Source organism: Xanthomonas sp. LMG 12462 (genome assembly GCF_009192885.1).
Classification (GTDB): domain Bacteria; phylum Pseudomonadota; class Gammaproteobacteria; order Xanthomonadales; family Xanthomonadaceae; genus Xanthomonas_A; species Xanthomonas_A sontii.
The window spans coordinates 1-26,123 of sequence record NZ_NMPP01000071.1 but is presented as its reverse complement, the minus strand read 5'-3'; the positions used below and the strand labels follow the sequence as shown (position 1 = coordinate 26,123).

Below are 26,123 nucleotides of genomic sequence, written 5' to 3'. Positions count from 1 at the left end.
CAGCCTGCTGCGGTGGTCCGTGTCCGGCGGACATCTTAGCCGCTGACGGCCGCCGCGGCCCATGGTCGGGCGGTGCGGGCGCTCAATTAATGCCGCCGGGTGCCGCTATCACCTTCGACCGCTGGCCTTCAGGGCGGCGAAACGGAGCATCTCGGCGTGGATCAAGGCGTCATCGCAAGCTTGCTGCAGCACCCGCTCACCTCGGCGCTCGTCCTGTTGGACGCCGACGGCAGGCCGCTGGCGGCGAACCGGGCAGCGCAGGCACTGGAGCTGCCGCGCACCGTGGAGGCGTACGCCGAGTTGTTGCGTGCGGCCCGCGAGCGCCTGTTCGGCGGCGAGACCATGCTGGCCTGCGCCTTGCCCGGCACCGCCGGGCGACGCCTGGACGGCTGGCTGCGCGCGGTGCGCGACGACAGCGGCGGCCTGCTGGCCTACACCCTCAGCGTGCCCGAACCGGTCGGCAGCGATGGCGCCACCCGCTGGGAGATCGCCCTGGACAGCGCAGAGCACGGGCTGTGGGACTGGGACATCCCCAGCGACACCATCTTCCGCTCCGAGCGCTGGAAGCGGATGCTCGGCTACGCCGGCGATGCCCCGGCCGACGGCCTGAACGCGTTGCTGCCGCTGGTCCACGGCGACGACCAGGAGCGCCTGCGCCAGGCGATCCGCGCGCATTTCGAGGGCCGCACCGAAACCTATATGTGCGAGTTCCGCCTGCGCCGGCAGGACGGGCAGTGGCACTGGATCCTGGACCGCGGCCGCATCGTCGCGCGCACCGCCGACGGCAGCCCGCTGCGCATGATCGGCACGCACACCGACATCCACGAGCAGAAGCTGCTCGAGCAGCGCCTGCGCGACCAGCAGACCCTGCTGCGCGAGGCGCAGCGCATGACCCGCATGGGCAGCTGGTCCTGGGATCCGCTGCGCGACCGGGTGTGGTGCTCGCGCGAATTCCTGCGCGTCACCGGGCTGGACGAACAGCAGGCGCCGAGCAGCCGCGGGTGGCTGCGCCTGCTCAGCCGCGATTCGATGGCGCAGCTGATCTCGGTCTGGCGGCGCATGGCCCGCGAGGCCAAGCCGGCCAACTTCGAGGTCGAGCTGGTGTGTGGCAGCGAGTCGCCGCTGCACCTGCGGGTGTGGGCGCAGCCGCAGGTGGAGGCCGACGGCCGCATCCAGCGCGTGCTCGGCCAGGTGCAGAACATCACCGAGCAGCGCCAGACCGACGCCCTGATCCGCTGGCGCACCGAGCTGCTCAACCGCGTCTCGGCGCTGGGCAAGATCGGCGGCTGCGAGATCGAGGTCGGCACCCGGCGCATGCAGTGGACCGAGGAGTGCTACCGCATCCATGGCCTGCGCAAGGAGGCCATCGATCTGGATCACGCGCTGGCCTTGTACACCCAGGACTCGCGCGATGCGTTCGAGTCCGCGCTGGTGCGCATCACCGAGGGCGGCCTGCCGGAGCAACTGGACCTGTGCTTCCACCGCCCGTCCGGGCAGCGCATCTGGGTGCAGGTGCTGATCGAGCTGGACGAACGCGACGGCCTGCCGCCGCGCTTCGTGGTGCTGTTCCGCGACATCACCCGCGAACGCGAGGCCAGCGAGCGCATCGAGCTGCTGGCCCACTACGACCTGCTGACCGGCCTGCCGAACCGGCAGTTGCTGCGCGAGCAGGCCGAGAAGGCGATGCACGAGGCGGTGGAGCGCGGCACCACGCTGGCGATGCTGTTCGTCGACCTGGACGGCTTCAAGAGCATCAACGATTCCTTCGGCCACGCCACCGGCGACGCGCTGCTGAAGCTGGCGGCCACCCGCATGCATCAGCAACTGCGCACCAGCGACTTGTTCGGCCGTTTCAGCGGCGACGAGTTCCTGGTGGTGCTGCGCGACCTGGCCGAGCCGGGCGATGCCGGGCACGTGGCGCGCAAGCTGATCGCGGCGCTGGCCGAGCCGCTGCACAGCGGCGAGAACGTGATCAAGATCGGCGCCAGCATCGGCATCGCGCTGATGGAGGAGGGGCGCCAGGACTTCGACGGTCTGCTGCGCGCCGCCGACGCGGCGATGTACGCGGCCAAGGAGTCCGGACGCAACACCTGCCATTACTACAGCCAGGACGTGCTGCTGCGCGCGCAGCGGCGCCTGGAGATCGAGCATGCGCTGCATGGCGCGCTGGACCGCGAGGAGTTCTCGCTGGTGTACCAGCCGCTGGTGCACGCGGCGGGCGAGCGCGCGCCGGCGGTGGAAGCGCTGCTGCGCTGGCATCGCCCCGGCCACGGCCATTGCAACCCGGCCGAGTTCATTCCCATCGCCGAGGAATGCGGCGAGATCGTGCGCCTGGGCGACTGGGTGATCGGCGAGGCCTGCCGCCAGGCCGCGGCCTGGGATGCGGCGGGGCTGAGCTTCGACCGGGTCTCGGTGAACGTCTCGGCGATGCAGTTGCGCGACCGCGGCTTCGCCGAACGGGTCATCGAGCTGTGCCAGCGCAATGGCTGGTCGCCGAAGCGGCTGGAGCTGGAGCTGACCGAGTCGGCGCTGATCCGCGACAGCGAATCGCTGCGCCGCTGCTTCGAACTGTTCGAGCAGGAAGGCGTGCTGCTGGCGGTCGACGACTTCGGCACCGGCTTCTCCAACCTGCATTACCTCAATCGCTTCCCGGTGCAGCGCCTGAAGATCGACCGCAGCTTCGTGCAGGACATGCTGCACGACAGCGGCACCGCCAAGGTCACCCAGGCGATCGTGCAGCTCGGCCACGCGCTGGGCATGCAGGTGGTGGCCGAGGGCGTGGAAACCGTGCAGGAAGAGGCCTTGCTGCGCGAGCAGGGCTGCGACGAGATCCAGGGCTATCTGCACGCGCGGCCGCTGCCGCCGCGCGAGCTGGCTGCCTGGTTGCGCGCGCGCCAGCAGGTGGCGCCGGCCACACACCCGCGGCTGGTGCTGGCTGCGCAGTGAATGTGCGGCACCGCGTGCGCCGCACGGGCTTGCGGCGACGCAGCAGCTGGCTATACTGCGCGCGCCCATCGTTTTCCGGCCAGAGGCCACCTTCCTTGGACAGTCATCCTAGACCGACGCTGCAGCGACAGAGCTGACAGGACCGCCACGGTCTGGGTCGTCCCAGATGGGTCCCGTCCGCTCAGGACGGGATCGTTCGCCAGCCCCGCGCGGCTGGCCTTGATTCCGAGAATGCGCAAGCCCGATCCGCGAGGACTCCGAGCGTAGCCCCTGGCGTTCCCATCGTCGGAGCCGCCCATGCGCCTGCCATCGCCATCCTCCCTGAGCCGTCCGTCGCTGCGCGGTTGCGTCGTGTGGCGACGGCGTGCGTGCACCGCATTGTCTGGGGACACCCGCGCGGCCGGCAGCGGCTGACGCACGGCGTACATCTTCCCCGGTCACACTGGGCGGTCCGCTTCGCGACCCGCGCCAGCGTCCTTTTTCCTGCGGCGTTCGCTGCCGCTCCTGCCGGATCTTCCCATGCTGCCATTCGCCCGCGACCGCTCCGCGCCCGGACAGCTCGCCGCACGCCCCGGCGTACTGCCCAACCTGCACGATCTTGCGGTGTTCGCGCTGCTGCTGGGCCTGGGTGCGTTGCTGCTGCATGGCGCATCCGACATGCGCGCGCCGCTGCCGCCGGCCGGCACCGCCGCGGTGTCGCTGGACCTGTGGCAGCTCCCCGAATACGGCCTGCGCACCACCTTGCGCATGTTCGCGGCGATGGCCGCCTCGCTGGTGTTCACCTTCGTGGTGGCGACCCTGGCCGCCAAGAGCCGGCGCGCCGAGCGGGTGATCGTGCCGGCGCTGGACATCCTGCAGTCGGTGCCGGTGCTGGGCTTCCTTACCTTCACCGTGACCTTCTTCCTGGGCCTGTTCCCCGGCCGGCAGATCGGCGCCGAACTGGCTTCGATCTTCGCCATCTTCACCAGCCAGGCCTGGAACATGGCGTTCTCGTTCTACCAGTCGCTGCGCAACGTGCCGCGCGACCTGGACGAGGTGTCGCGCGGTTTCGGGCTCAGCGCCTGGCAGCGTTTCTGGCGGCTGGAGGCGCCGTACGCCACGCCCTCGCTGATCTGGAACATGATGATGTCCATGTCCGGCGGCTGGTTCTTCGTGGTCGCTTCCGAGGCGATCAGCGTCGGCGACCACACCCTGGAATTGCCCGGCATCGGGTCGTACCTGGCGCTGGCGATCGCCCAGCGCAACTTCGCCGCGGTCGGCTGGGCGGTGGTGGCGATGGCGGTGCTGATCGCGCTGTACGACCAGTTGCTGTTCCGCCCGATCGTGGCCTGGTCGGACAAGTTCCGCGCCGAACTCACCGCCTCGCAGGACAAGCCGCAGTCGTGGCTGTACGACCTGCTGCGGCGCACGCGCCTGGCCAAGCGCCTGGTCGCGCCGCTGGCCTGGGTCTGGCAGCGCGCCATGCTGGTGCGCTGGACGCCGCGGCGCCAGCCGCAACTGCAGGCCGCGCCGCAGGCACCCGGCCGCAGCGGGGTGTGGGGCGATCGGCTGTGGAGCGCGGCGCTGGCCCTGGCCGGTGCGGCCGCGGCGTGGTTCGCCTACGACTATGGCCGCCGCCACCTGGGCCTGCACGACCTGGCCGAGGCCTTCGGCGGCGGCCTGGCCACGCTGCTGCGGGTGGTGGTGCTGATCGCCCTGGCCAGCGTGGTGTGGGTGCCGATCGGGGTGTGGATCGGGCTGCGCCCGAAGGTGGCGCAGCGGGTGCAGCCGCTGGCGCAGTTCCTGGCCGCGTTCCCGGCCAACGTGCTGTTCCCGTTCGCGGTGCTGGCCATCGTCAGCACCGGCGCCGATCCCAACATCTGGCTGTCGCCGCTGATGATCCTCGGCACCCAGTGGTACATCCTGTTCAACGTGATCGCCGGCGCCAGTGCGTTTCCCACCGATCTGCGCGAGGCCGCCACCATCTACCACCTGCGCTCGTGGACCTGGTGGCGGCGGGTGATCCTGCCCGGCATCTTCCCGTACTACATCACCGGTGCGTTGACCGCATCGGGCGGTTCCTGGAACGCCAGCATCGTGGCCGAGCTGGCCAGCTGGGGCCACACCCAGGTGCAGGCCTACGGCCTCGGTGCATACATCGCCCGCGCCACCGCCGCCGGCGACGGCCCGCGGGTGCTACTCGGGGTGGCGGTGATGTCGCTGTTCGTGACCCTCTTCAACCGTGCGGTCTGGCGACGTCTGTACGTCTTCGCCGAACGCCGCCTGCGTTTCGACTGATTCCTGGAGACCGACCATGAGCTATTCCGCAAGCGTGCCCGAGCGCGCCCCGCTGGTCCGCGTGCAGGGTGTGCGCAAGACCTACGACAAGGGCGGGGCGACGCCGCTGGTGGTGCTGGAGGACGTCGACCTGACCCTGCATTCGGGGCAGATCGTGGGCCTGCTCGGCCGTTCCGGCTCGGGCAAGTCGACCCTGCTGCGCGCCATCGCCGGGCTGCTGCAGCCCAGCGCCGGCAGCATCGCCTTCCGCGATGCCGCGCCGGGCCAGGTCGCCGACGACATCGCCATGGTGTTCCAGAGCTTCGCCCTGTTTCCGTGGCTGACCGTGCTGCAGAACGTGGAAGTGGGCCTGGAGGCGCGCGGCGTGGCCGCCGACGAGCGCCGCCGGCGCGCCCTGGCGGCGATCGACCTGATCGGCCTGGACGGCTACGAGGGCGCCTACCCGAAGGAACTGTCCGGCGGCATGCGCCAGCGCGTGGGCCTGGCGCGGGCGCTGGTGGTGCGGCCGAAGCTGCTGCTGATGGACGAACCGTTCTCGGCGCTGGACGTGCTGACCGCCGAGACCCTGCGTACCGACCTGCTCGACCTGTGGTCGGAAGGGCGCATGCCGATCGAATCGATCCTGATGGTCACCCACAACATCGAAGAGGCGGTGCTGATGTGCGATCGCATTGTGATCTTCGGCGCCAATCCGGGGCGGGTGATCGGCGAGATCGAAGTGACCCTGCCGCAGCCGCGCAATCGCCTGGCGCCGGCGTTCCGCGCCCTGGTCGACGACATCTATGCGCGCATGACCGCCAGCCCGCAGCGGCCGCAGACCCGCGAGGGCGTGTTCCCGGGCAGCGGCATCGCCATGGTGTTGCCACGCGTGTCGAGCAACCTGCTGGCCGGCCTGATCGAAGCGGTGGCGGCCGAGCCCTACCACGGCCGTGCCGACCTGCCGCCGCTGGCGGCCGGCCTGCAGCTGGAAGTGGACGAACTGTTCCCGATCGCCGAAACCCTGCAACTGCTGCGTTTCGCCGTGTTCGAACAGGGCGACCTGCAGCTGACCCCGGCCGGGCAGCGCTTCGCCGAGCTGGGCACCGATGCGCGCAAGCAACTGTTCGCCCAGCACCTGGCCACCTACGTGCCGCTGGCCGCGCACATCCGCCGCGTGCTCGACGAACGCCCGGCGCATCACGCGCCGGCGCGCCGCTTCCGCGACGAACTGGAAGACCACATGTCCGAGGCCTACGCGGCGGAGACCGTGCAGGCGGTCACCAGCTGGGCGCGCTACGCCGAGTACTTCGCCTACGACAAGCAGGCGGACCTGTTCTCGCTGGAGAATCCGAGCTGAACCTTGCTCGCCGCCCAATGCGCTTTGCAGCAACGATGTCGCGATCTGGTCGGAGTCGTTGTGGGAGGGACTTCAGTCCCGACTGCAGGCGCATCGAAGCGCCGGACGGCATCGCGCGTCGCGACTGAAGTCGCTCCCACAGTGACGCTCGCCCACGGCCGGTGGGAGAAGGGTTCAGGCGCGCGCCTGGATGCGACGCCGGTCGGTCGATGTGTCGTAGCTCGCCGCCGAATGCGCCTTTGCAGCAACGATGTCGCGATCTGGCCGGAGTCGTTGTGGGAGGGACTTCAGTCCCGACTGCAGGCGGCCGGCCAAGCATGTGTCGCTCGCGTTCCGCGACCGAATGGCATCGCGCATCGCTGCTTGTTGCCGTGGTTCAGTGAAACCAGCCGTCGCCTCGCAAGAGCGGCTTCAGCCGCGACAGGAGCATTTCCGGTACCGCCTTTAGCGGCTGAAGCCGCTCCTGCAGCCGCGAAGAATGCAAGGGCTGCCCGGCCTCCTGCAGCAAGCAAAATCGAGAGATTGGGGCCGGGTGACTCTCTAGCGCGGCGCCCCGAGCGCGCTGTCACATCAGGCACCGCGCGATGCCAACGCAACCGCCGCGATCGACTCAATCGCCGTCGTACAGCGGAAAGTGCACCAGCGGCGCCGGCGTGCCGGCAGCGGCGACCGCGCTGCCGTTGAGGCCCATGTCCCAGGCCAGGCCGGCCCAGACCGGGTCGGCGATGCGCGCGTCCTGCTGCGCCGGTGCGCGTGCGATCAGCAACTGCCGCAGTTCGGCCTGGGCCAGCGTTTCCAGCCGTCGCAGAGCGTGGCCGGGCTGGCGCGGCGCGGTCACCGGCCGGATGCCGGGTGCGGCCACCGGCTCGGACGCAGGCGCGTGCGCGCTGCTGCTGTCATCGCAGGACATGGCCGCAACTCGGGACAGGGACTGGAGATGCATCGACATCGACGGGGCCGGACGGGAAGGGCAGAGACGACAAGCCCCGGCAGGGGCCGGGGACTCGTCGGTTCATGGCGCGGAGCGCGACAAGGCGGACTTAGAACAACTCGACCGTGCCGGCACCCATGCTCTGCTGCGCCACCGGCTTGTGCGGCGGACGCTCCCACTCGGTGCGCATGTCGCGCAGGCGGTTGCCGACCCGCTGCAGGGCGTCGAGCAGTTCGTGGTCGAACACGCCGCCATTGCGGTGCAGCAGTTCCTGCAGCGCCACGGCCTCGCGGTTGATCGCGGTCAGGCGGTCCAGGTGGGTGTGCACGCCTCCCAGGGCCTGGGTCGCGATGTCCTCGAACTGCAGGGCGCGCACCGCTTCGGCGACGCTGCTGTCGATGGCGCGGCCGCACTCGGAGATCTCGCGCATGCCGTCGCCCAGCGAGTGGTTGATCGCGGCCACGTTGTCCAGCATCGCCGCGGCCTCGGCCCGCGCCTCGCGGGAGCGGTCCATGTCGCGGGAGGCCATGTTCGAGACCGTCTCGCGGACCTTGGCGATGGCGTCCTTGGAGCTGTGCGCCAGCTTGCGGATCTGCTCGTTGAAGGTGGTCGAGCGCTCGGACAGGTTGCGCACCTCGTCGGCCACCACCGCGAAGCCGCGGCCCGCCTCGCCGGCGCGCGCCGCTTCGATCGCCGCGTTCAGTGCCAGCAGGTTGGTCTGGTCGGCGATCGACTTGACGTCCTCCAGCAGGGCGAAGATGCCGTCCAGGTGCTGGGACATGTCGTCGATGTAGTGCACCGTGGTGCTGCTCTGGCCGCTGACCTGCTCCAGCGCCTCCACCAGCTGCTCCATGCGCTGGCTGGCATGCTGGGCGAAGCGGGCCACGTCCACCCCGGCGCCGCCGTCTTCGCCGGCGCGGTCGACGATGCGGGCCAGCGCCACGCTCTGCTGCCGCGACTTGCGGTTCATCGCCTCGAAGCTGCCACCCAGGCCGCTGACCGCCTGGCGGATCAGTTCGCGGGCACGTTCGATCTCCGAGCGCGAGCCCTCGATCTCGTTGCCGACGAAGCTGCGCAGCTCGGTCAGCAGGTGGTCCTGCTCGCGCATGACCTTGGCCTGCTCCGGCGAGCGCCGGCTCTGGCTGTACGCGGTCCAGCCGGCGAAACCGAGCCAGCTCAGCGTCATGGTGGTGAGGATGGCCCAACGGACCGGGGCCGGCCAATCGAAGCCGGCGGCGATGGGGAACAGCAGCGTCAGGGCGAGCGGGGCGGCCAGACGGATCAGGAGGCGTGAGTACATGGAAGTTCTCGGCAGATTCACGATTGCTGTATCGGCCGCCCCCCCCGGGTCTTTAGCAACGTGGTGCGCGGATCATCGAAACCTGCCGACATTCGTACGATCCGCGTCGCAGAACCACCGCGGGCGGCGCGCTGCCGGCCCGGCGCCGGCACCCCGGGGACTCAGCGCAAGGCGCGGTCCACGGTCTCGCGCATGCGCCGCTTGGCCAGCAGGAAATCCCACAGGCTGCCGCCCATCTGCCGCCACAGCACCGCCGAACGCACCGCCGCCAGCAGCAGCGCGCGGATCTCCGCCACCACCCCGGCCTGACCGAGGTAATGCGGGTTGCCCTGCACCATCACCCGCGGGCGCAGGTGGCTGATGGTGTCGGCGTAGAGCTGGCCCAACGCCGCGATCACCTCGGGGTGGGTGCTGTCGGCATGGCGCTCCAGCAGCGGCGCGATCCGGGCCAGGCCGGCATCGACCTTGGCGTCGGTCTCGGCATCGCCGGCGAAGCGCCGTTCCAGCTGGATCACCGCCAGCGCCAGCCGCGGCAGCACCTCGTCCTGGCCCTGGTTGCGGAAGTAGTTGTGCAGCAGGCGCAGCCCCGGCGCCAGGTCGGCGCGGCGGCCATAGACCGCTTCGGGGCTGGGCGCGTCGATGCGGAACACGCTGTCGAGCAGGGTACGCACCAGCGACGCCTCGGACTGGCCGGTCTCGGCGATGCGCCGCACCTGCTGCAGGGCCTGGGCCATGCCCGCCAGCGCCAGCATGCGCGCGTCCATGGAATCGGTCATCGAATGGGGTCCTCGTGTACGGCGGGGGCCTGCTGCGCCAGGCGGCGCTCCAGCGGGGCATCGGTGGTGGCGATCACGGCGCCGCCCAGGCATTCCTCGCCTAGGTACAGCACCAGCGACTGCCCGGGGGTGACGGCGCGCTGCGGGCGCGCGAAGCGGACCGACAGGGTGCCGTCGTCGCCGACCTCGACCGTGCAGGGCTCGTCGGCCTGGCGATAGCGGGTCTGCGCGGTGCACTCGAAGCGCTGCGCAGGCGGCGCACCGGCGATCCAGTGAGCGGCCTCGGACTGCAGCCCGTTGGCCATCAGGTAGGGACTGTCGCGGTCCTGGTCGACGTACAGCACGTTGCGGGAGACGTCCTTGCCGACCACGTACCACGGTGCCGCGGCGCGGCCGCGTACCCCGCCGATGTTCAGGCCCTCGCGCTGACCCAGGGTGAAATAGAACACCCCCGGATGCTCGGCCACGACCTGCTCGTGCGGGTCGCGGATCTCGCCGCGCCGCGCCGGCAGGTAGCGGCCAAGGAACTCGCGGAAATCGCGTTCGCCGATGAAGCAGATGCCGGTGGAATCCTTCTTGGCGTGGGTCGGCAGGCCGGCTTCGCGGGCGATGCGGCGCACCTGTTCCTTGGGCAGTTCGCCGACCGGGAACAGGGTCGCGGCCAGTTGCGCCTGGCCCAGCTGGTGCAGGAAGTAGCTCTGGTCCTTGTTGCGGTCCAGCCCGCGCAGCAGCCGCCAGCGACCACCGAGGCTGTCCACCCGCGCGTAGTGGCCGGTGGCGATGCGCTCGGCGCCGAGCTCGCGCGCCGCGTCCAGGAAATGCTTGAACTTGACCTCGCGGTTGCACAGCACGTCCGGGTTGGGCGTGCGCCCGGCGGCATATTCGGCCAGGAAGTGCGCGAACACGCCTTGCCAGTACTCCTGCGAAAAGTCGCGGAAATGGAAGGGGATGCCCAGTCGCCCGCACACCGCCACCGCATCGCGGCGGTCGTCGTCGGCGCGGCAGTCGCCGCTGCCGTCGTCGGCCCAGTTCTGCATGAACAGGCCGGACACCGCCGCGCCCTGCTGGACCAGCTGCCAGGCCGCCACCGACGAATCCACGCCGCCGGAGACCCCGACCATGACCGCTGCACCGCTCATGCCACCTGCCGCAGCAGATCCAGCGGGTAGCGGCGCCCGGCCAGGTAGTCGGCCACCACCTGCCACACCAGCGGGCTGCGCCAGCGCGGCGCTTCGGCCTCCAGTTCGGCCGGGGTCATCCACAGCGCGCGCACGATGCCGGTGTCCAGCGGCCGCTGCGCATCGTGCGCGACCGGATCGGCGGCGAAGGCGAAGCGCAGGTAGTGGCGGCCGGTGTCGGCCTTCCACTGGTAGGCGCCGATGAACGCGGTCGGCTGCACCTGCCAGCCGGTTTCCTCCAGCGTCTCGCGCACCGCGGCCTCGATCAGGCTCTCGTCCGGCTCCAGGTGGCCGGCCGGCTGGTTCAACACCAGCGCACCGGCGATGGCTTCCTCGACCTGCAGCAGGCGTCCGTCGCGCACCACCACCGTGGCCACGGTCACGTCCGGCTGCCAGGGTTCCGCGGCCGCCGTCATCAGAACAGATCCTTGCCGCCGTTCAGTTCGGCGTCCATCGCGTCGGCGCCACGCGCGGCCGCCTCCAGTGCTTCGCGCAGCGCCGCATCGTCGGCATCGGCGGGGATCTTGACCACGAACACCGCGGTGCCGCCCTGGCGCACCCAGCCGCCGAGGATGTCCGACTGCGCATCCTCCAGCAGCCGGTTGGCGACCTTGGCGGGCAGGCTGTCGCCCTGCGCCTGGTAGGCCGGCGACCACACCTCGCGGATGCGGTAGCTGCCGAAGGTCTCCACCGGCGAGCGCACATAGGTGAGCTGCTTGCGCTCCTGCCCGTGGTCGCGCAGGCCGAACAGCACCTGATAGTCGCCGTCCTCGTCCGCCTGTACGTCGTAGCCCAGCGCCTGCAGGCGCTTGCCCAGCGCCGCATCCGGCGTCTCGGCGGCGGCCGGCAGGGTGGCGGCGAGCAGCGCGGCGAGCAGCGGAAGCTTGGGGAACATCGTCGAATGCATGCGGAGCGCCATCGAAAGGAGGGGAATTGTGCGGGCAGGGCCGGCGATCGTCCAATCCTGGCCGGCGACCCCCGTATATAATGGGCGGATGCCCCGCAAGAATTCCCCCGAGCACGATCATGGCGTCATGGTGGAGACCGGCAAGCCGGAAGTCGCCCGCCCGCCCATGTATCAGGTGCTGCTGCTGAACGACGACTACACCCCGATGGACTTCGTGGTGACCGTGCTGCAGCAGTTCTTCTCCCTGGACCTGGAGCGCGCCACCCAGGTGATGCTGCACGTGCATACCCGCGGCCGCGGGGTGTGCGGGGTCTATACCCGCGAGGTGGCTGAATCCAAGGTAGCTCAGGTGAACGAGTTCTCGCGGATGAACCAGCATCCCCTGTTGTGCACGATGGAAAAAGCCTGATAGTGGGAGGCGTCGGTCACCGGTTTGCCCGGACTAACGCGGTGTGAACACACTGATCCGATAGGGTTGTGGAAATTCGCAACTCAAGCCACATATTGTCGGCAACAGACGTCGGAGTACACCATGTTCAGCAAAGATCTCGAGCAGACCATCGGCCAGTGCTACAAGCGCGCCCGGGAAGCCCGTCATGAGTTCATGACGGTGGAGCACCTGCTGTTGGCATTGCTCGACAATCCCTCCGCCCAGGCCGTGCTCAAGGCCTGCGGCGCCGACGTCGACCGCCTGCGCGGCGACCTGGAACAGGCCATCGAAGCCTCGGTGGCGCGCCTGGCCGACGACGATGGCCGCGACACCCAGCCCACCCTGGGCTTCCAGCGGGTGCTGCAGCGGGCGGTCTACCACGTGCAGTCCTCGGGCAAAAAGGAAGTCAGCGGCGCCAACGTGCTGGTGGCGATCTTCGGCGAGAAGGACTCGCACGCGGTGTACTTCCTGAACCAGCAGGACATCACCCGCCTGGACATCGTCAACTACCTGTCCCATGGCATCGCCAAGATGGGTGAGGACGGCGAGCACGCCGCGCCGTCCGACGGCGAGCCCAAGGGCGAGGCGGGCGAGGGCGAGCCCAAGGGCGATGCCCTGGCCGAGTACGCCACCAATCTGAACGAGCAGGCCCGCAACGGCCGCATCGACCCGCTGGTGGGCCGCGCCGACGAGATCGAGCGCACCATCCAGGTGCTGTGCCGCCGCCGCAAGAACAACCCGCTGTACGTGGGCGAGGCCGGCGTCGGCAAGACCGCCATCGCCGAGGGCTTGGCCAAGCGCATCGTCGAGGGCACGGTGCCTGAGGTGCTGGCCGACGCGGTGATCTTCTCGCTCGACCTGGGCGCGCTGGTCGCCGGTACCAAATACCGCGGCGACTTCGAGAAGCGCCTGAAGGGCGTGCTGACCTCGCTGAAGAAGGTGCCCAACGCGGTGCTGTTCATCGACGAGATCCACACCATCATCGGCGCCGGTTCCGCCTCCGGCGGCACCATGGACGCCTCCAACCTGATCAAGCCGGCGCTGTCTTCGGGCGAGCTGCGCTGCATCGGTTCGACCACGTTCCAGGAATACCGCGGCATCTTCGAGAAGGACCGCGCCCTGGCGCGGCGCTTCCAGAAGATCGACATCGTCGAGCCGACCGTGGGCGAAACCTTCGAGATCCTGCAGGGCCTCAAGCCCAAGTACGAGGCGCACCACGGCGTGACCTACGCCGACGACGCGTTGCAGGCGGCGGTGGACCTGTCGGTCAAGCACATCGGCGACCGGTTGCTGCCGGACAAGGCGATCGACGTGATCGACGAGGCCGGCGCGCGCCAGCGGCTGCTGCCGGAAGGCCAGCGCAAGGAACTGATCGACATCGAGGAGATCGAGACCATCGTCGCCAAGATGGCGCGGATCCCGGCCAAGCAGGTCAGCGCCACCGACAAGGACGTGCTGCAGCACCTGGAGCGCAACCTGAAGATGGTGATCTTCGGCCAGGATCCGGCGATCGAGACGCTGGCCTCGTCGATCAAGCTGGCGCGCTCGGGCCTGGCCAATCCGGAAAAGCCGATCGGCAACTTCCTGTTCGCCGGCCCCACCGGCGTGGGCAAGACCGAGGTCACCAAGCAGCTGGCGCTGCAACTGGGCATTGAGCTGGTGCGCTTCGACATGTCCGAGTACATGGAGCCGCATTCGATCAGCCGCCTGATCGGTGCGCCCCCGGGCTACGTCGGCTTCGACCAGGGCGGCCTGCTGACCGAGAAGATCGTCAAGACTCCGCACTGCGTGCTGCTGCTGGACGAGGTGGAGAAGGCGCATCCGGACATCTTCAACATCCTGTTGCAGGTCATGGACCGCGGCGTGCTCACCGACACCAACGGGCGCGAGGCGAACTTCAAGAACGTGATCCTGGTGATGACCACCAATGCCGGTGCCACCCAGGCCTCGCGGCGCTCGATCGGCTTCACCCAGCAGGACCATTCCACCGATGCGATGGAGATCATCCGCCGCAGCTTCACCCCGGAGTTCCGCAACCGCCTGGACGCGGTGGTGCAGTTCCAGCCGCTGGCCTTCAGCCACATCCTGCGCGTGGTCGACAAGTTCGTGATCGAACTGGAGATGCTGCTGCAGGAGAAGCACGTGTCGCTGTCGGCGACCCCGACCGCGCGCGACTGGCTGGCCCAGCACGGCTTCGACCCGCTGATGGGCGCGCGGCCGATGGCGCGGGTGATCCAGGACAAGGTCAAGCGTCCGCTGGCCGACGAACTGCTGTTCGGCAAGCTGGTCAACGGCGGCCGCGTCACCATCGACGTGCGCGACGGCGAGCTGGTGGTGGAGACCCAGGCCGAGCCGGAGCGCCTGCTGCCGGCGACGGTGGACTGAGGCCGGGCCGACAGGCACGACGAAAGGCGGCTGCAGAGGCTGCAGCCGCCTGGCGAGGTCACCGTCGTTCCATCGTTGCAGACGCGAAAGGCGGCCAGTGGCCGCCTTCTTCATGTCCGCCCGGGGCGGATTACTTCATGCGGTAGGTGATGCGACCCTTGGTCAGGTCGTACGGGGTCATTTCGACCTTCACCCGGTCGCCGGTCAGGATGCGGATGTAGTTCTTGCGCATGCGGCCGGAGATGTGGGCGATGATTTCGTGCCCGTTTTCCAGCTTGACCCGGAACGTGGTATTGGGCAACGTCTCGCTGACGGTGCCTTCGAATTCGATGGAGTCGTCTTTCGACATGTAATCCTGTGCGATTCGGAACGGCCAAAGGCCTGAAGAGCGAGGATTTTACTCGCCTGGGCCGCGCCATGCAAAGTTTGCGTTAATCCCGCTCAGCCCTGGGCCAGTTCCGCGGCCGCCAGGGTGCCGAAGCGTAGCGTCCACGGCGCGGTCTCGGCAGTCGCCGCCACCAGCGGCGCGATGGTGTCCAGGAACCGCGCACGCGGCCAGCGCTCGGCGCCCAGGCTGAGCAGGTGGTCGTTCTCCACCTGCGCGTCGATCAGCGGCCAGCCCCAGCCGTGCAGGCGCCGCGCCAGTGCCGCCAGCGCGACCTTGGAGCCGCCGCTGCGCGCACTGAACATGCTCTCGCCGAAGAACATGCGCCCGCGCGCCACCCCATAGATGCCGCCGACCAGCTCGTCGCCGTCGAACACTTCCACCGAATGTGCGTGGCCGGCCTGGTGCAGGGCCAGATAGGCGTCGCGCATCGGCGCGGTGATCCAGGTGCCGTCCTGGCCGCGGCGGGGGAGTTGCGCGCAGGCATCGATGACCTGGGCGAAGGCGGTGTCGGCGCGCACGGTCCACGGACAGTGGCGCAGGCTGCGCCGGAAGCGCGAGGACAGGCGTACGCCGTCGCTGCGGAACACGGTGCGCGGGTCCGGACTCCACCACAGGATCGGCTCGCCGTCGGAGTACCAGGGGAAGATGCCCTGGGCGTAGGCCGCGAGCAGGCGCGTCGGCGACAGGTCGCCGCCGACCGCGAGCAGGCCGTCCGGCTCGCGCAGGGCGCTGGACGGCGGCGGGAACGGGGCGGCAGGATCGGCCGCGAGCAGGACAGGGAGACGACGCATCGCCGGCAGCGTAGCCGATGCCTCAGGCGTCGTGGCGGAACGGCGAGTGGCGCTGCAGCGCCGCCGCGTGCTGGCGCACCTCGGCGCGCTCCTGCGCGCACCACTCGGCCAACGGCACGCGGAAGCCCGGGTCGGCGATCCAGTGGCGGCTGCGTACCAGCCGCGGCAGGAAGCCGCGGGCGATCTTGTGCTGGCCCTGCGCGCCCGGCTCGAAGCGGGTCAGGCCCTCGCGCAGGCAGTACTCGATGCCCTGGTAGTAGCAGGTCTCGAAGTGCAGGCCGGGCAGAGGCTCGCCGCCCCAATAGCGGCCGTACAAGGTGTCGCCGCCGCGCAGGCAGAACGCACCGGCCACCGGCGTGCCGTCATGGATGGCGAGGAAGATCAAGAGGTTGCGCGGCATCGTGCGCGCAAGATGCGAGAAGAAGTCCAGGGTCAGCGCCGGCGAATTGCCGTAGTCGTCGAAGGTGCGCAGATAGAAGCCGTGCATCGCCTGCAGGTCGGCGGCGCTGGCCTCGTCGCCGTGCAGCACGCGGAAGCCGATGCCGGCGCGCTGCACCTTGGCCCGCTCCTGGCGGATGTTCTTGCGGTGCTTGTGGTCCATCGCGCCCAGGTAATCATCGAACCCGGTCCAGCCGGCGTCGTTGTGCCACTGGTACTGCACGTCGTTGCGTTCCAGCCAGTCGGTGCCGAACGCGGCGTCCTCGTCGGCGCGGTGGAAATTGACGTGGGCCGAGGACAGGCCGGTGCGCTCGGTCAGCGCCCGCATGGCCGCGAGCAGTTCCTGCTGCGCCGCCAGGTCGCGGGCGAGCAGTCGCGGCCCGGTCACCGGCGAGTAGGGCACCGCGCACAGCCACTTTGGGAAGTAGTCCTGGCCGTAGCGCGCGTAGGCATGCGCCCAGGCATGGTCGAACACGAATTCGCCGTGCGAGTTGCTTTTGACGTAGCCGGGCGCCGCCGCGACCAGCGCCTCGCCGTCCCAGACGGTGAGATGCAGCGGACTCCAGCCCCAGTCCGGGCGCAGGCAGCCGTGCTGCTCCAGGCCGGCCAGGAAGGCGTGGGCGACGAAGGGATTGCGACCGTCGTGCAGGGCGTCCCAGTCGGCGGCGGTGACCGCATCGAGCTGGTGCAGCCAGCGGATCCGGCTCATCGCCGGCGCTGCTCGCGGTGGAAGGCGGCGCAGCGGCGGCTGGCGTCACCAGCCGCGCGCGCGGGCGCACGGCCGCTGCCGGCCTGACGCCGGCAGTTCAAGGCGTGCGCGGACTCAGGCACCCTTGTCCAGATAGCGCTCGGCGTCCAACGCGGCCATGCAGCCGAAGCCGGCCGAGGTGATCGCCTGGCGGTAGTGCTGGTCGGCGACGTCGCCGGCGGCGAACACGCCCGGCACCGAGGTCTCGGTGGCGGCGCCGCCCAGGCCGGAGCGGATCTCCAGGTAGCCGTTGTGCATCGCCAGTTGACCGTCGAACAGCTGGGTGTTCGGGTGATGGCCGATGGCGACGAAGAAGCCGTGCGCCTCCAGGTCGCGGGTGCTGCCGTCCTGCACCGACTTGACCCGCACGCCGGTGACGCCGGCCTCGTTGCCCAGCACCTCGTCCACCTGGTGATGCCAGACGGTCTCGATCTTGCCGGCGGCGACCTTGGCGAACAGCTTGTCCTGCATGATCTTTTCCGCGCGCAGGGTGTCGCGGCGGTGCACCAGGTAGACCTTGCGGGCGATGTTGGACAGGTACAGCGCCTCTTCCACGGCGGTGTTGCCGCCGCCGACCACGACCACGTCCTGGTCCTTGTAGAAGAAGCCGTCGCAGGTGGCGCAGGCGGACACGCCGCGGCCCTTGAACGCCTCTTCCGAGGGAATGCCCAGGTACTTGGCGGTGGCGCCGGTGGCGATGATCAGTGCGTCGCAGGTGTAGTCGCCGCTGTCGCCGCTGAGCCGGAACGGGCGCTGCGACAGGTCGGCGGTGTGGATGTGGTCGAAGATCACTTCGGTCTCGAAGCGCTCGGCATGCGCCTGCATGCGCGCCATCAGGTCCGGGCCCATCAGGCCGTGCGGGTCGCCGGGCCAGTTGTCGACCTCGGTGGTGGTCATCAGCTGGCCGCCCTGCTGCAGGCCGGTGATCACCACCGGCTTGAGATTGGCGCGCGCGGCGTAGACCGCGGCGGTCCAGCCGGCCGGGCCGGAACCCAGGATCAGCAGGCGGGAATGCTTGGCGGAATTGGCGGCAGAGGGGCTCATGTATACTCGCGAACAGGGTGAAATGGCGGCGGAAACGCGGCATTGCGCGGGTTCCGGCGAAGGCGCATAGAGTGGCGGCCGGCCTGGAACGAATCAAGCCGCGTGGCGGAAACGCTGCGGCCCGCGGCGACAGACTTCGGGTTTCGCGCGTCGTTGCCCGCCTCGATCGGGCGCTGCCAGCATCGGCCTGCGCAAGTCCGGACGATTCAGGTACCGCCTGCTGAAATGCAAGGGCGATTCGTTTATTATCAATCACTAACGATGCATTTCTAAGGTCTGGTCATAGCGTGGCGAAGCAGGTTCCGGAACGCGGCAAAACCCAGGGCGCCAATGCGGCGGCACGCAAGCAGGGCGCCGCGCCCAACCCACGCCGGCAGAAGCTGTGGCGCGATCTGGCGCTGATCGCGATCGCGCCGCTGCTGCTGTACCTGCTGGCCAGCCTGGCCACGTACTCGGCGACCGATCCGGGCTGGTCGCATACCGGCAGCGTGGTCGCGCCGGTGCACAACATGGGCGGCAAGTTCGGCGCCTGGATCGCCGACGTGCTGCTGCAACTGTTCGGCTACGTGGCCTTCCTGCTGCCGGTGGTGATCGGCGCGATCTCCTGGATCGCGCTGTTCGGCATGGACCAGGACGGCGATGGCGAGGCCGACCTCGGCCCGGCGCTGCGCCTGGTCGGCATCGTCGGTTTCCTGATCGCCGCCACCGGGCTGCTGCACCTGCGCCTGTTCGCCGGCGACGTGGCCGGCGCCGGCGGCATCCTCGGCAAGCTGGTCGGCAATTCGCTGGGCGCCGGGTTCGGCGCGCTCGGCGCCAACCTGTTCGTGCTGGTATTGCTGCTGGTGTCGGTGACCCTGGCCACCGGGCTGTCCTGGTTCGCGGTGATGGAGCGCATCGGCAAGGCGGTGATGACCCTGCCGGCGCTGGCCCGGCGCGGCACCCAGCAGGCCAACGAATGGCAGCAGACCCGCGCCATGCGCGAGGAACGCGAGGAAGTGCGCAAGGTCGACGCGGTGCAGCGCGCCAAGCGCGAGCCGGTCAAGATCGAGCCGCCGCCGGCGCCGGTGGTGGAGAAGAGCGAGCGCGCCAAGCGCGAGCAGCAGATCCCGCTGTTCCACGGTACCGGCAGCGACCCGTCCGGGGTGCCGCCGCTGGCCCTGCTGGACGACCCCAAGCCGCAGGCCAAGGGCTATTCCGAGGAAACCCTGGAAACCCTGTCGCGGCAGATCGAGTTCAAGCTCAAGGATTTCCGCATCGAGGCGCAGGTGGTCGGCGCCTATCCGGGCCCGGTCATCACCCGCTTCGAGATCGAACCGGCGCCGGGCATCAAGGTCAGCCAGATCAGCTCGCTGGACAAGGACATCGCCCGCGGCCTGTCGGTGAAGTCGGTGCGCGTGGTCGATGTGATCCCGGGCAAGTCGGTGATCGGCCTGGAGATCCCCAACGTCAGCCGCGAGATGATCTATCTCAGCGAGTTGCTGCGCTCTAAGGAATACGACAAGTCGGCCAGCCCGCTGACCCTGGCCCTGGGCAAGGACATCGCCGGGCGCCCGACCGTGGCCGATCTGGCGCGCATGCCGCACCTGCTGGTCGCCGGCACCACCGGCTCGGGCAAGTCGGTGGCGGTCAACGCCATGGTGCTGAGCCTGCTGTACAAGGCCTCGGCCAAGGACCTGCGGATGTTGATGATCGACCCGAAGATGCTCGAACTGAGCGTCTACCAGGGCATCCCGCATCTGCTGGCGCCGGTGGTCACCGACATGAAGGAGGCCGCCAACGGCCTGCGCTGGTGCGTGGCCGAGATGGAGCGCCGCTACAAGCTGATGAGCGCGGTCGGCGTGCGCAACCTGGCCGGCTTCAACAAGAAGGTCAAGGATGCGCAGGACGCCGGGCAGCCGCTGATGGACCCGCTGTTCAAGCCCAACCCGGACCTGGCCGAGGCGCCGAGGCCGTTGGACACACTGCCGTTCATCGTCATCTTCATCGACGAATTCGCCGACATGATGATGATCGTCGGCAAGAAGGTCGAAGAGCTGATCGCGCGCCTGGCGCAGAAGGCCCGCGCCGCCGGCATCCACCTGATCCTGGCCACCCAGCGCCCGTCGGTGGACGTGATCACCGGCCTGATCAAGGCCAATATCCCGACCCGCATCGCCTTCCAGGTCAGCTCCAAGATCGACTCGCGCACCATCCTCGACCAGTCCGGCGCCGAGACCCTGCTGGGCCATGGCGACATGCTGTACCTGCCGCCGGGCACGGCGATGCCGGACCGCGTGCACGGCGCCTTCGTCAGCGACGAGGAAGTGCACCGGGTGGTCGAGCACCTCAAGGCCAGCGGCCCGGCCGACTACATCGAGGGCGTGCTCGACGAAGTGCAGACCATGGGCGACGGCACCGTGATCGGCGCCACCGGACTGCCCGAAGCCGGCGGCGGTGGCGGCGACGAATCCGACCCGCTGTACGACGAGGCCCTGCGCATCGTCACCGAGACCCGCCGCGCCTCGATCTCCGGCGTGCAGCGGCGGCTGAAGATCGGCTACAACCGCGCCGCGCGGCTGATCGAGGCGATGGAAGCCGCCGGCGTGGTCAGCCCGCCCGAACACAACGGCGACCGCAGCGTGCTGGCGCCGCCGCCGCCGAAGTGACGCGCACCGCGCCGTCCGCCGGCCGTGGCCGGCGTCTGCCTGACCGGAGGCCTGCGCGCGCCTCGCGCTGGCTGTTCGGCGCGGCGCTGCTGGCGCTGTCCGGCCTCGCCGGCGCGCAACCGGCGCCGGCCGCGCATTCCAATGCCGACCAGACCGCGGGCGCGGCGACTGCCCCCGTGGTCAGCAACAACTACAGCTACGTGCGCTACCGCGCCGATTACGAGGTGCGCGAGGACGCCACCAGCGTCGAGACCGACGAGTACGAGCTGCTGCTCAAGACCAAGGCCGGCGTCGACCAGTTCAGCCAGGTGCGGCTGGGCTACAGCGAGAAGCTGGAGACGCTGGAGGTGCTGGCCGCCTACACGTTGACGCCGGACGGGCTGCGCCACGACGTGCCGGCCGACAAGATCTATACCCAGGAGAGCTATTCCAGCGCGACGGCGGCGATGTACGCCGACCGCAAGGTCAAGGTGGTGGTGTTCCCCAACCTGATGCCCGGCGCGCGCCTGGTGTACCGGGTGCGGCGCACCCAGAACGTGCCGTACTTCCCCGGCTACTTCAGCCTGTGGGAGACCTTCAGCGTGTTCTCCCAGTACGACGACGCCACGGTGACCCTGGTGGCGCCGCGGCGCCTGCAGATGCACCTGTACACGCGCGGCGTGCAGGGCAGCGATACGCCGACGATCGACGGCGAACAGGCCCGCTGGGAGTGGCGCTACAGCCGCCGCGAGCCGATGAAGAGCCAGAACTGGTCGGCGGCCACCTGGGAATTCAGCCCGACCATCATGGCCAGCAGTTTCCGCCGCTGGTCGCAGATGGCCCAGGCCTACCAGCACAGCAGTGCCGCCGCCGCGCAGGTCACGCCCAAGGTGCGCGCCCGCGCCGAGCAGATCACCGCCGGCATCGTCGATCGCCGCGCGCAGGCCGCGGCGCTGTACGAGTGGGTGGCGCGCAACATCCGCTACGTGGCGGTGTACCTGGGCAACGGCGGGCTGCAGCCGAACAGCGCCGACAGCATCCTCGACAACCACTACGGCGACTGCAAGGACCACACCGTGGTGCTGGAAGCGCTGCTGGCGGCCAAGGGCATCGCCAGTACGCCGGTGCTGATCGGCGCGCAGGGCGGGCCGACCCTGCCGGAGGTGCCGGTGCTGGGCCGGTTCAACCACGCCATCACCTATCTGCCCGAGTTCAAGCTGTACGTGGATTCGACCAGCCCATACGCGCGTTTCGGCCAGTTGCCTGCCGGCGATCTGGGCGCGCCGGTGCTGCACACGGCCGACGGCACCGTAGCGCGCACGCCGCCGGACGACGCCAAGCGCAACCGCTACCTGGCCGAGACCGACTACCGCTTCGACGCCGACGGCGGCGTCAGCGGCATCACCCGGCTGGATAGCGGCGACGTCGGCGAGGTCGGCCTGCGCACGATGTTCGTGCAGCTCAACGCGCAGAACCGCACCCGCATCGAGGAGTCGATCGTCGCCGCGTCCGGCTTCGACGGCAGCGGCGAGTTGCTGCTGCAGGGCACGCCGCAGGACCTGAGCCGGCCGTTCGGCTACGCCTACCGCTTCCAGGCCCACGACTACGTCGACTTCGGCGTAGTCGGTGGCATGAGCCTGCCGTTGATGCCCGGCGCCGATTCGGTGCGCGGGGTCTACAGCACCGCCTCGGCCGAGCGCAACCTGACCCCGTTCTACTGCAACGACAACGCGCGCAGCGAGACCTACCGGCTGACCTTCCCGGACAGCGTGCCGATCATCGCGATTCCGGCCGACACGCATTTCCGCAACGCCGCCGGCGAGTACGCCGCGACCTGGGTGCGCGACGGGCAGACCGTGACCGCCACGCATACGCTGCACCGCCGCGCGATCCACGGGCCGGCGGCGCTGTGCCAGCCGCAGGACTACGCCGCCTTCCGCGAGCTGTACCAGCAGGTGCGGCGCGGCTTCCGCGGCCAGATCCTGTACGGCGACCTCAGCCGGATGCAGACCGGGCCGTAGACCTGGCGCGGCCGGCCATCCTCTGATCGCCTATTCAGGCGCGGCGCGTCACACTTCCCACACTCCATCCGGAAACCCATCCGCATGTTTCGCACACTCCGCTACACCGTCCTCGCCACCGCGCTGCTGGCCGGCTCCGCCTTCGCCGGCGCCCGCGAGGACCTCACCGCCTTCACCCGCGGGCTGAAGGGCCTGGACGGCCAGTTCGCGCAGAAGGTCTACGACGGCAAGGGCACGCTGAAGGAAAGCTCCAGCGGCCGCGTCGCGCTGTCGGCGCCGCGCCTGTTCCGCTGGGAGTACCGCAAGCCGTATACCCAGCTGATCGTCGCCGACGGCAGCAAGGTCTGGGTCTACGACCCGGACCTGAAGCAGGCCACGGTGCGCGCGCAGGGCAGCGAGGAACAGAACAGCCCGCTGACCGCGCTGATCGATCCGGGCCGGCTCGACCGCCAGTACGACGTCAGCGAGGAGGCCGTGGCCCGCGACGGGCTGCAGTGGCTGACCATGACCCCGAAGGTGGACACCGAGGCCAGCTTCCAGATGGCCAAGCTCGGCTTCGACCGCAACGGCCTGGCGCGCATGGAAGTGGTCGACCCGGTCGGCCAGCGCACCGACATCAGCTTCAGCGACTGGAAGCGCAATCCGGCCTTCGCCGCCGGCACCTTCCGCTACGTCCCGGACAAGGACGTGGACGTGGTCGGCGACCGCTGAGCCGGCCGCCCCGCCGCCGCGCGCCGGGTCGGTGCGCGGCGGCCTTTCCGCTCAGTTGGGGCAGGCCTGCACTTCGATGCTGACGTGGCCCAGCGTGGCCACGCCCTGCAGGCGCGCGTGGTAGAACGCCGCCGGCCGCGGCTTGTGCGTCACCAGCGACACGATCGCCGCATGCTGGCCGGGGCCGACCCGCCACACGTGCAGGTCGGCGATGCGCTCGTCGTCCTGCTGCAGGCGGTCGCGGATCTGCGCCTGCAGCGCCGCCGGCGCCGAGGCGTCGAGCAGCACCGCGCCGGTGTCGCGCAGCAGCGCCAGCGACCAGCGGGCGATGACGATGGCGCCGACGATGCCCATCAACGCATCGGTCCAGGTCCAGCCCAGGTACTTGGCCAGCAACAGGGCGACGATCGCCATCACCGAGGTCAGCGCGTCGGCCAGCACGTGCATGTAGGCCGAGCGCAGGTTGTGATCGGCGTGCGCGTGGCGGTCGTGGCTGTGCGCGGGCGCGGCATGGGCGTGCGCGTGACCGTGGTGATCGTGAGGGTGGGGATGGTCGTGACCGTGCGCATGATCGTGGTCGTCATGCCGGTGCGCGGCGTGGGCATGGCCGTGATCGTGGTCGTGATGATCGCCGTGTCCGTGTCCATGATCGTGATGGTGGTCGGCGCCCAGCATCCAGGCGCTGAGCAGGTTCACCAGCAGGCCCAGTGCCGCGATCCACAGGGCCTCGTCGTAGGCGATATGGACCGGCTGCGCCAGGCGCAGTGCCGACTCCACGCCGATGCCCAGGGCGATCAGCGCCAGGATCAGCGCGCTGGAAAAGCCCGCCAGGTCGCCGACCTTGCCGGTGCCGAAGCTGAAGCGCGGGTTGTGCCGGTGCCGGCGCGCGAACCAGTAGGCGAAGCCGGCCAGCGACAGCGCGCCGGCATGGGTGGCCATGTGCAGGCCGTCTGCCAGCAGCGCCATCGAGCCGGTCCACCAGCCGGCGACGATCTCCACGAGCATCATCGCGGCGGTCAGCGCCACCACCGACCAGGTCCGGCGCGCATTGCGCTCGTGGCGCATGCCGAGGAAGTCGTGCTGATGGGTGAACGCGTCCAGGGTGTCGTGGTGGCTCATGGCGGGGTCGGCCGGGCAGGGAGGCGCCGCGATTCTAGCGCTGGCGTCGGTGCCACGCAGGATTGCGGCAAGGCGTCCACGGGCCGCGGCGATAGAATGGGCAGATGGCCAAACGCAGACCCTTCGCTTCCGATACCCCCGACCTGTTGAGCGTCGACCGCGAGGCCATGCGCCCGCTGGCCGAGCGCATGCGCCCGCGCACGCTCGACGAGATGGTCGGGCAGAAGCGCCTGCTGGCGCCGACCAGTGCGCTGCGCCGCGCGGTCGCGTCCGGCCGGGTGCATTCGATGATCCTGTGGGGGCCGCCGGGCTGCGGCAAGACCACCCTGGCGCTGCTGCTGGCGCAGTACGCCGAGGCCGAGTTCAAGGCGATCTCGGCGGTGCTGTCCGGCCTGCCGGAGGTGCGGCTGGTGCTGGCCGAGGCCGCGCAGCGTTTCGCCGATGGCCGCCGCACCGTGCTGTTCGTCGACGAGGTACATCGCTTCAACAAGGCGCAGCAGGACGCGTTCCTGCCGCATATCGAACGCGGCACCATCCTGTTCGTCGGCGCCACCACCGAGAATCCCTCGTTCGAGCTGAATTCGGCGCTGCTGTCGCGCTGCCGCGTGCACGTGCTGGAGGCGGTGTCGCCGCAGGACATCGCCGAGGCGCTGCAGCGGGCGCTGCACGATTCCGAACGCGGGCTCGGCGCCGAGCCGTTGCGGGTGTCCGATGCGGCGCTGCTGGAGATCGCCGGCGCCGCCGATGGCGACGTGCGGCGCGCGCTGACGCTGCTGGAAATCGCCGCCGAACTGGCCCAGGACGAGGGCGGCGAGATCACCGCGCAGACCCTGCAGCAGGTGCTGGCCGACCGCACCCGCCGCTTCGACAAGGGCGGCGAGCAGTTCTACGACCAGATCTCGGCGCTGCACAAGTCGGTGCGCAGCTCCAATCCGGACGCGGCGCTGTATTGGCTCACGCGCATGCTCGATGGCGGCTGCGATCCGTCCTACCTGGCGCGGCGGCTGACCCGCATGGCGATCGAGGACATCGGCCTGGCCGATCCGCGCGCGCAGTCGATGGCGCTGGAAGCCTGGGATATCTACGAGCGCCTGGGCAGCCCCGAAGGCGAACTGGCCTTCGCGCAACTGGTGCTGTACCTGGCCAGCACCGCCAAGTCGAATGCCGGCTATGCCGCGTTCAACCAGGCCAAGGCCGAAGTGCGCGAGACCGGCACCCAGGAGGTGCCGCTGCATCTGCGCAACGCGCCGACCAAGCTGATGAAGACCCTGGGCTACGGCGCCGACTACCAGTACGACCACGATGCCGAGGGCGGCATCGCCCTGGACCAGACCGGCTTTCCCGATGCGATGGGCGAGCGCGTCTACTACCGGCCGGTGGAACGCGGCCTGGAGATCAAGCTCAAGGACAAGCTGGATCGCCTGCGCGCCGCGCGCGAGCAGGCGCGGGCTGACAAGGCCGGGCGATCGGCTTCATAATCGGCGTACAGGAGATGGCATTCCTCCTCGAACCGCCCGCAGCATTGCGCGCTGATGATGCCTGCCCAACCCCCGCCGGGGTGGCAGGCGTGCGCCCCGGCATCGTCCTTGTGGAGAATCCGATGCCCGTTCCTTCTCGTTTTTCTGCTGCCGCTCCCGCGTTCGTTTCGCGGAGGCGCGCATGAACCTGACCCTGTGGTGGCAGCAATTGCTGCTGGCGATGGCCGGCGGTGCGGTCGGCTCCGGTCTGCGTTTCGCGGTGGGCAGTGCGCTGCTGCAGCGCTACGGCGCCGGC

20 protein-coding genes, 1 pseudogene and 1 riboswitch are annotated in these 26,123 nt (G+C 69.7%); of the genes and pseudogenes, 10 read left to right on the top strand and 11 right to left on the bottom strand.

The genetic code is table 11. From position 1 onward, the window contains the following. The first annotated feature begins 156 nt into the window (after positions 1-156). The 3 genes from CEK69_RS15860 (at position 157) to CEK69_RS15850 (ending at position 6,559) form a co-directional block, all read left to right on the top strand. On the top strand, positions 157-2,946 hold the full coding sequence (locus tag CEK69_RS15860) for a bifunctional diguanylate cyclase/phosphodiesterase (RefSeq protein ID WP_152246628.1): 2,790 nt from the start codon (positions 157-159) through the stop codon (positions 2,944-2,946). A gap of 519 nt (positions 2,947-3,465) precedes the next feature. Beyond that, positions 3,466-5,223: an ABC transporter permease subunit gene (locus tag CEK69_RS15855; RefSeq protein ID WP_152246626.1), complete on the top strand. Its 1,758-nt coding sequence runs from the start codon at positions 3,466-3,468 to the stop codon at positions 5,221-5,223. Positions 5,224-5,239: 16 nt separating this feature from the next. Continuing rightward, complete coding sequence (locus CEK69_RS15850; protein WP_010341738.1) at positions 5,240-6,559, top strand: nitrate/sulfonate/bicarbonate ABC transporter ATP-binding protein; 1,320 nt, start codon at positions 5,240-5,242, stop codon at positions 6,557-6,559. Between the two features lie 610 nt (positions 6,560-7,169). Here the strand turns inward: CEK69_RS15850 and CEK69_RS15845 are convergent. The 6 genes from CEK69_RS15845 to CEK69_RS15820 all read right to left on the bottom strand — a co-directional run bounded on the left by CEK69_RS15845 (position 7,170) and on the right by CEK69_RS15820 (position 11,663). After that, positions 7,170-7,469: a hypothetical protein gene (locus CEK69_RS15845; RefSeq protein WP_152246624.1), complete on the bottom strand. Its 300-nt coding sequence runs from the start codon at positions 7,467-7,469 to the stop codon at positions 7,170-7,172. A 130-nt stretch (positions 7,470-7,599) separates the two neighbouring features. After that, entirely contained in the window at positions 7,600-8,790 is a 1,191-nt protein-coding gene (locus CEK69_RS15840) for a methyl-accepting chemotaxis protein (protein ID WP_017908265.1), read from the bottom strand. 161 nt (positions 8,791-8,951) lie between these two features. Continuing rightward, on the bottom strand, positions 8,952-9,566 hold the full coding sequence (gene hflD / locus CEK69_RS15835; protein WP_017908264.1) for a high frequency lysogenization protein HflD: 615 nt from the start codon (positions 9,564-9,566) through the stop codon (positions 8,952-8,954). Further along, complete coding sequence (gene mnmA / locus CEK69_RS15830; protein ID WP_152246622.1) at positions 9,563-10,705, bottom strand: tRNA 2-thiouridine(34) synthase MnmA; 1,143 nt, start codon at positions 10,703-10,705, stop codon at positions 9,563-9,565. Before mnmA ends, hflD begins: the two co-directional genes overlap by 4 nt. Further along, positions 10,702-11,160: an NUDIX hydrolase gene (locus tag CEK69_RS15825; protein ID WP_017908262.1), complete on the bottom strand. Its 459-nt coding sequence runs from the start codon at positions 11,158-11,160 to the stop codon at positions 10,702-10,704. Before CEK69_RS15825 ends, mnmA begins: the two co-directional genes overlap by 4 nt. After that, a complete protein-coding gene (locus CEK69_RS15820; protein ID WP_152236881.1) occupies positions 11,160-11,663 on the bottom strand; it encodes a hypothetical protein in 504 nt (167 codons plus the stop codon). Before CEK69_RS15820 ends, CEK69_RS15825 begins: the two co-directional genes overlap by 1 nt. Before the next feature lie 76 nt (positions 11,664-11,739). On the opposite strand from CEK69_RS15820, the gene clpS reads away from it, so the two are divergent. Then, the gene (gene clpS, locus CEK69_RS15815; RefSeq protein ID WP_010341728.1) at positions 11,740-12,060 is read left to right on the top strand and encodes an ATP-dependent Clp protease adapter ClpS; all 321 of its coding nucleotides are present in this window, start codon (positions 11,740-11,742) and stop codon (positions 12,058-12,060) included. A gap of 123 nt (positions 12,061-12,183) precedes the next feature. Next, positions 12,184-14,466, top strand: a complete 2,283-nt coding sequence (gene clpA / locus CEK69_RS15810) for an ATP-dependent Clp protease ATP-binding subunit ClpA (protein WP_043091985.1) — start codon at positions 12,184-12,186, stop codon at positions 14,464-14,466. A 130-nt stretch (positions 14,467-14,596) separates the two neighbouring features. Here clpA and infA read toward each other — a convergent pair whose 3' ends face one another. The 4 genes from infA to trxB all read right to left on the bottom strand — a co-directional run bounded on the left by infA (position 14,597) and on the right by trxB (position 17,875). Continuing rightward, on the bottom strand, positions 14,597-14,815 hold the full coding sequence (infA, locus tag CEK69_RS15805; protein WP_004425677.1) for a translation initiation factor IF-1: 219 nt from the start codon (positions 14,813-14,815) through the stop codon (positions 14,597-14,599). A gap of 92 nt (positions 14,816-14,907) precedes the next feature. After that, positions 14,908-15,645, bottom strand: coding sequence for a leucyl/phenylalanyl-tRNA--protein transferase (gene aat / locus CEK69_RS15800; RefSeq protein ID WP_148828693.1), 738 nt, complete (start codon positions 15,643-15,645; stop codon positions 14,908-14,910). 22 nt (positions 15,646-15,667) lie between these two features. Continuing rightward, positions 15,668-16,792 (bottom strand): GNAT family N-acetyltransferase, encoded by a 1,125-nt coding sequence (locus CEK69_RS15795; RefSeq protein WP_152246620.1) that lies wholly within the window; start codon positions 16,790-16,792, stop codon positions 15,668-15,670. Positions 16,793-16,906: 114 nt separating this feature from the next. After that, positions 16,907-17,875 carry a thioredoxin-disulfide reductase gene (gene trxB, locus CEK69_RS15790; RefSeq protein ID WP_010341722.1) on the bottom strand — a complete coding sequence of 323 codons (969 nt, stop codon included), beginning with the start codon at positions 17,873-17,875 and terminating at the stop codon, positions 16,907-16,909. Positions 17,876-18,162: 287 nt separating this feature from the next. Between trxB and CEK69_RS15785 the strand changes: the two genes are divergently transcribed. The 3 genes from CEK69_RS15785 (at position 18,163) to lolA (ending at position 23,231) form a co-directional block, all read left to right on the top strand. Continuing rightward, the gene (locus tag CEK69_RS15785) at positions 18,163-20,520 is read left to right on the top strand and encodes a DNA translocase FtsK (protein WP_017913921.1); all 2,358 of its coding nucleotides are present in this window, start codon (positions 18,163-18,165) and stop codon (positions 20,518-20,520) included. A gap of 200 nt (positions 20,521-20,720) precedes the next feature. Beyond that, entirely contained in the window at positions 20,721-22,520 is a 1,800-nt protein-coding gene (locus tag CEK69_RS15780) for a DUF3857 domain-containing transglutaminase family protein (protein ID WP_039727722.1), read from the top strand. Positions 22,521-22,604: 84 nt separating this feature from the next. Next, positions 22,605-23,231 carry an outer membrane lipoprotein chaperone LolA gene (gene lolA, locus CEK69_RS15775; RefSeq protein ID WP_152246618.1) on the top strand — a complete coding sequence of 209 codons (627 nt, stop codon included), beginning with the start codon at positions 22,605-22,607 and terminating at the stop codon, positions 23,229-23,231. Between the two features lie 51 nt (positions 23,232-23,282). Here lolA and dmeF read toward each other — a convergent pair whose 3' ends face one another. Further along, positions 23,283-24,350, bottom strand: a complete 1,068-nt coding sequence (gene dmeF / locus CEK69_RS15770) for a CDF family Co(II)/Ni(II) efflux transporter DmeF (RefSeq protein WP_152246616.1) — start codon at positions 24,348-24,350, stop codon at positions 23,283-23,285. A gap of 104 nt (positions 24,351-24,454) precedes the next feature. Here dmeF and CEK69_RS15765 point away from each other — a divergent pair, with 104 nt between their 5' ends. Both CEK69_RS15765 and CEK69_RS15760 read left to right on the top strand, forming a co-directional pair. After that, positions 24,455-25,828: a replication-associated recombination protein A gene (locus CEK69_RS15765; RefSeq protein ID WP_152246614.1), complete on the top strand. Its 1,374-nt coding sequence runs from the start codon at positions 24,455-24,457 to the stop codon at positions 25,826-25,828. Position 25,829: 1 nt separating this feature from the next. After that, positions 25,830-25,899, top strand: a riboswitch (Fluoride riboswitch). 110 nt (positions 25,900-26,009) lie between these two features. Continuing rightward, positions 26,010-26,123 (top strand): annotated as a pseudogene (locus tag CEK69_RS15760) (fluoride efflux transporter CrcB); the annotation flags it as partial.

Excerpts from the sequence above, each read along its gene's own strand:
- CEK69_RS15855 (WP_152246626.1), top strand. The coding sequence starts at position 3,466 with ATGCTGCCATTCGCCCGCGACCGCTCCGCGCCCGGACAGCTCGCCGCA.
- CEK69_RS15850 (WP_010341738.1), top strand. The coding sequence starts at position 5,240 with ATGAGCTATTCCGCAAGCGTGCCCGAGCGCGCCCCGCTGGTCCGCGTG.
- CEK69_RS15845 (WP_152246624.1), bottom strand. The coding sequence starts at position 7,469 with ATGTCCTGCGATGACAGCAGCAGCGCGCACGCGCCTGCGTCCGAGCCG.
- CEK69_RS15840 (WP_017908265.1), bottom strand. The coding sequence starts at position 8,790 with ATGTACTCACGCCTCCTGATCCGTCTGGCCGCCCCGCTCGCCCTGACG.
- hflD (WP_017908264.1), bottom strand. The coding sequence starts at position 9,566 with ATGACCGATTCCATGGACGCGCGCATGCTGGCGCTGGCGGGCATGGCC.
- mnmA (WP_152246622.1), bottom strand. The coding sequence starts at position 10,705 with ATGAGCGGTGCAGCGGTCATGGTCGGGGTCTCCGGCGGCGTGGATTCG.
- CEK69_RS15825 (WP_017908262.1), bottom strand. The coding sequence starts at position 11,160 with ATGACGGCGGCCGCGGAACCCTGGCAGCCGGACGTGACCGTGGCCACG.
- CEK69_RS15820 (WP_152236881.1), bottom strand. The coding sequence starts at position 11,663 with ATGGCGCTCCGCATGCATTCGACGATGTTCCCCAAGCTTCCGCTGCTC.
- clpS (WP_010341728.1), top strand. The coding sequence starts at position 11,740 with ATGCCCCGCAAGAATTCCCCCGAGCACGATCATGGCGTCATGGTGGAG.
- clpA (WP_043091985.1), top strand. The coding sequence starts at position 12,184 with ATGTTCAGCAAAGATCTCGAGCAGACCATCGGCCAGTGCTACAAGCGC.
- infA (WP_004425677.1), bottom strand. The coding sequence starts at position 14,815 with ATGTCGAAAGACGACTCCATCGAATTCGAAGGCACCGTCAGCGAGACG.
- aat (WP_148828693.1), bottom strand. The coding sequence starts at position 15,645 with ATGCGTCGTCTCCCTGTCCTGCTCGCGGCCGATCCTGCCGCCCCGTTC.
- CEK69_RS15795 (WP_152246620.1), bottom strand. The coding sequence starts at position 16,792 with ATGAGCCGGATCCGCTGGCTGCACCAGCTCGATGCGGTCACCGCCGCC.
- trxB (WP_010341722.1), bottom strand. The coding sequence starts at position 17,875 with ATGAGCCCCTCTGCCGCCAATTCCGCCAAGCATTCCCGCCTGCTGATC.
- lolA (WP_152246618.1), top strand. The coding sequence starts at position 22,605 with ATGTTTCGCACACTCCGCTACACCGTCCTCGCCACCGCGCTGCTGGCC.
- dmeF (WP_152246616.1), bottom strand. The coding sequence starts at position 24,350 with ATGAGCCACCACGACACCCTGGACGCGTTCACCCATCAGCACGACTTC.
- CEK69_RS15765 (WP_152246614.1), top strand. The coding sequence starts at position 24,455 with ATGGCCAAACGCAGACCCTTCGCTTCCGATACCCCCGACCTGTTGAGC.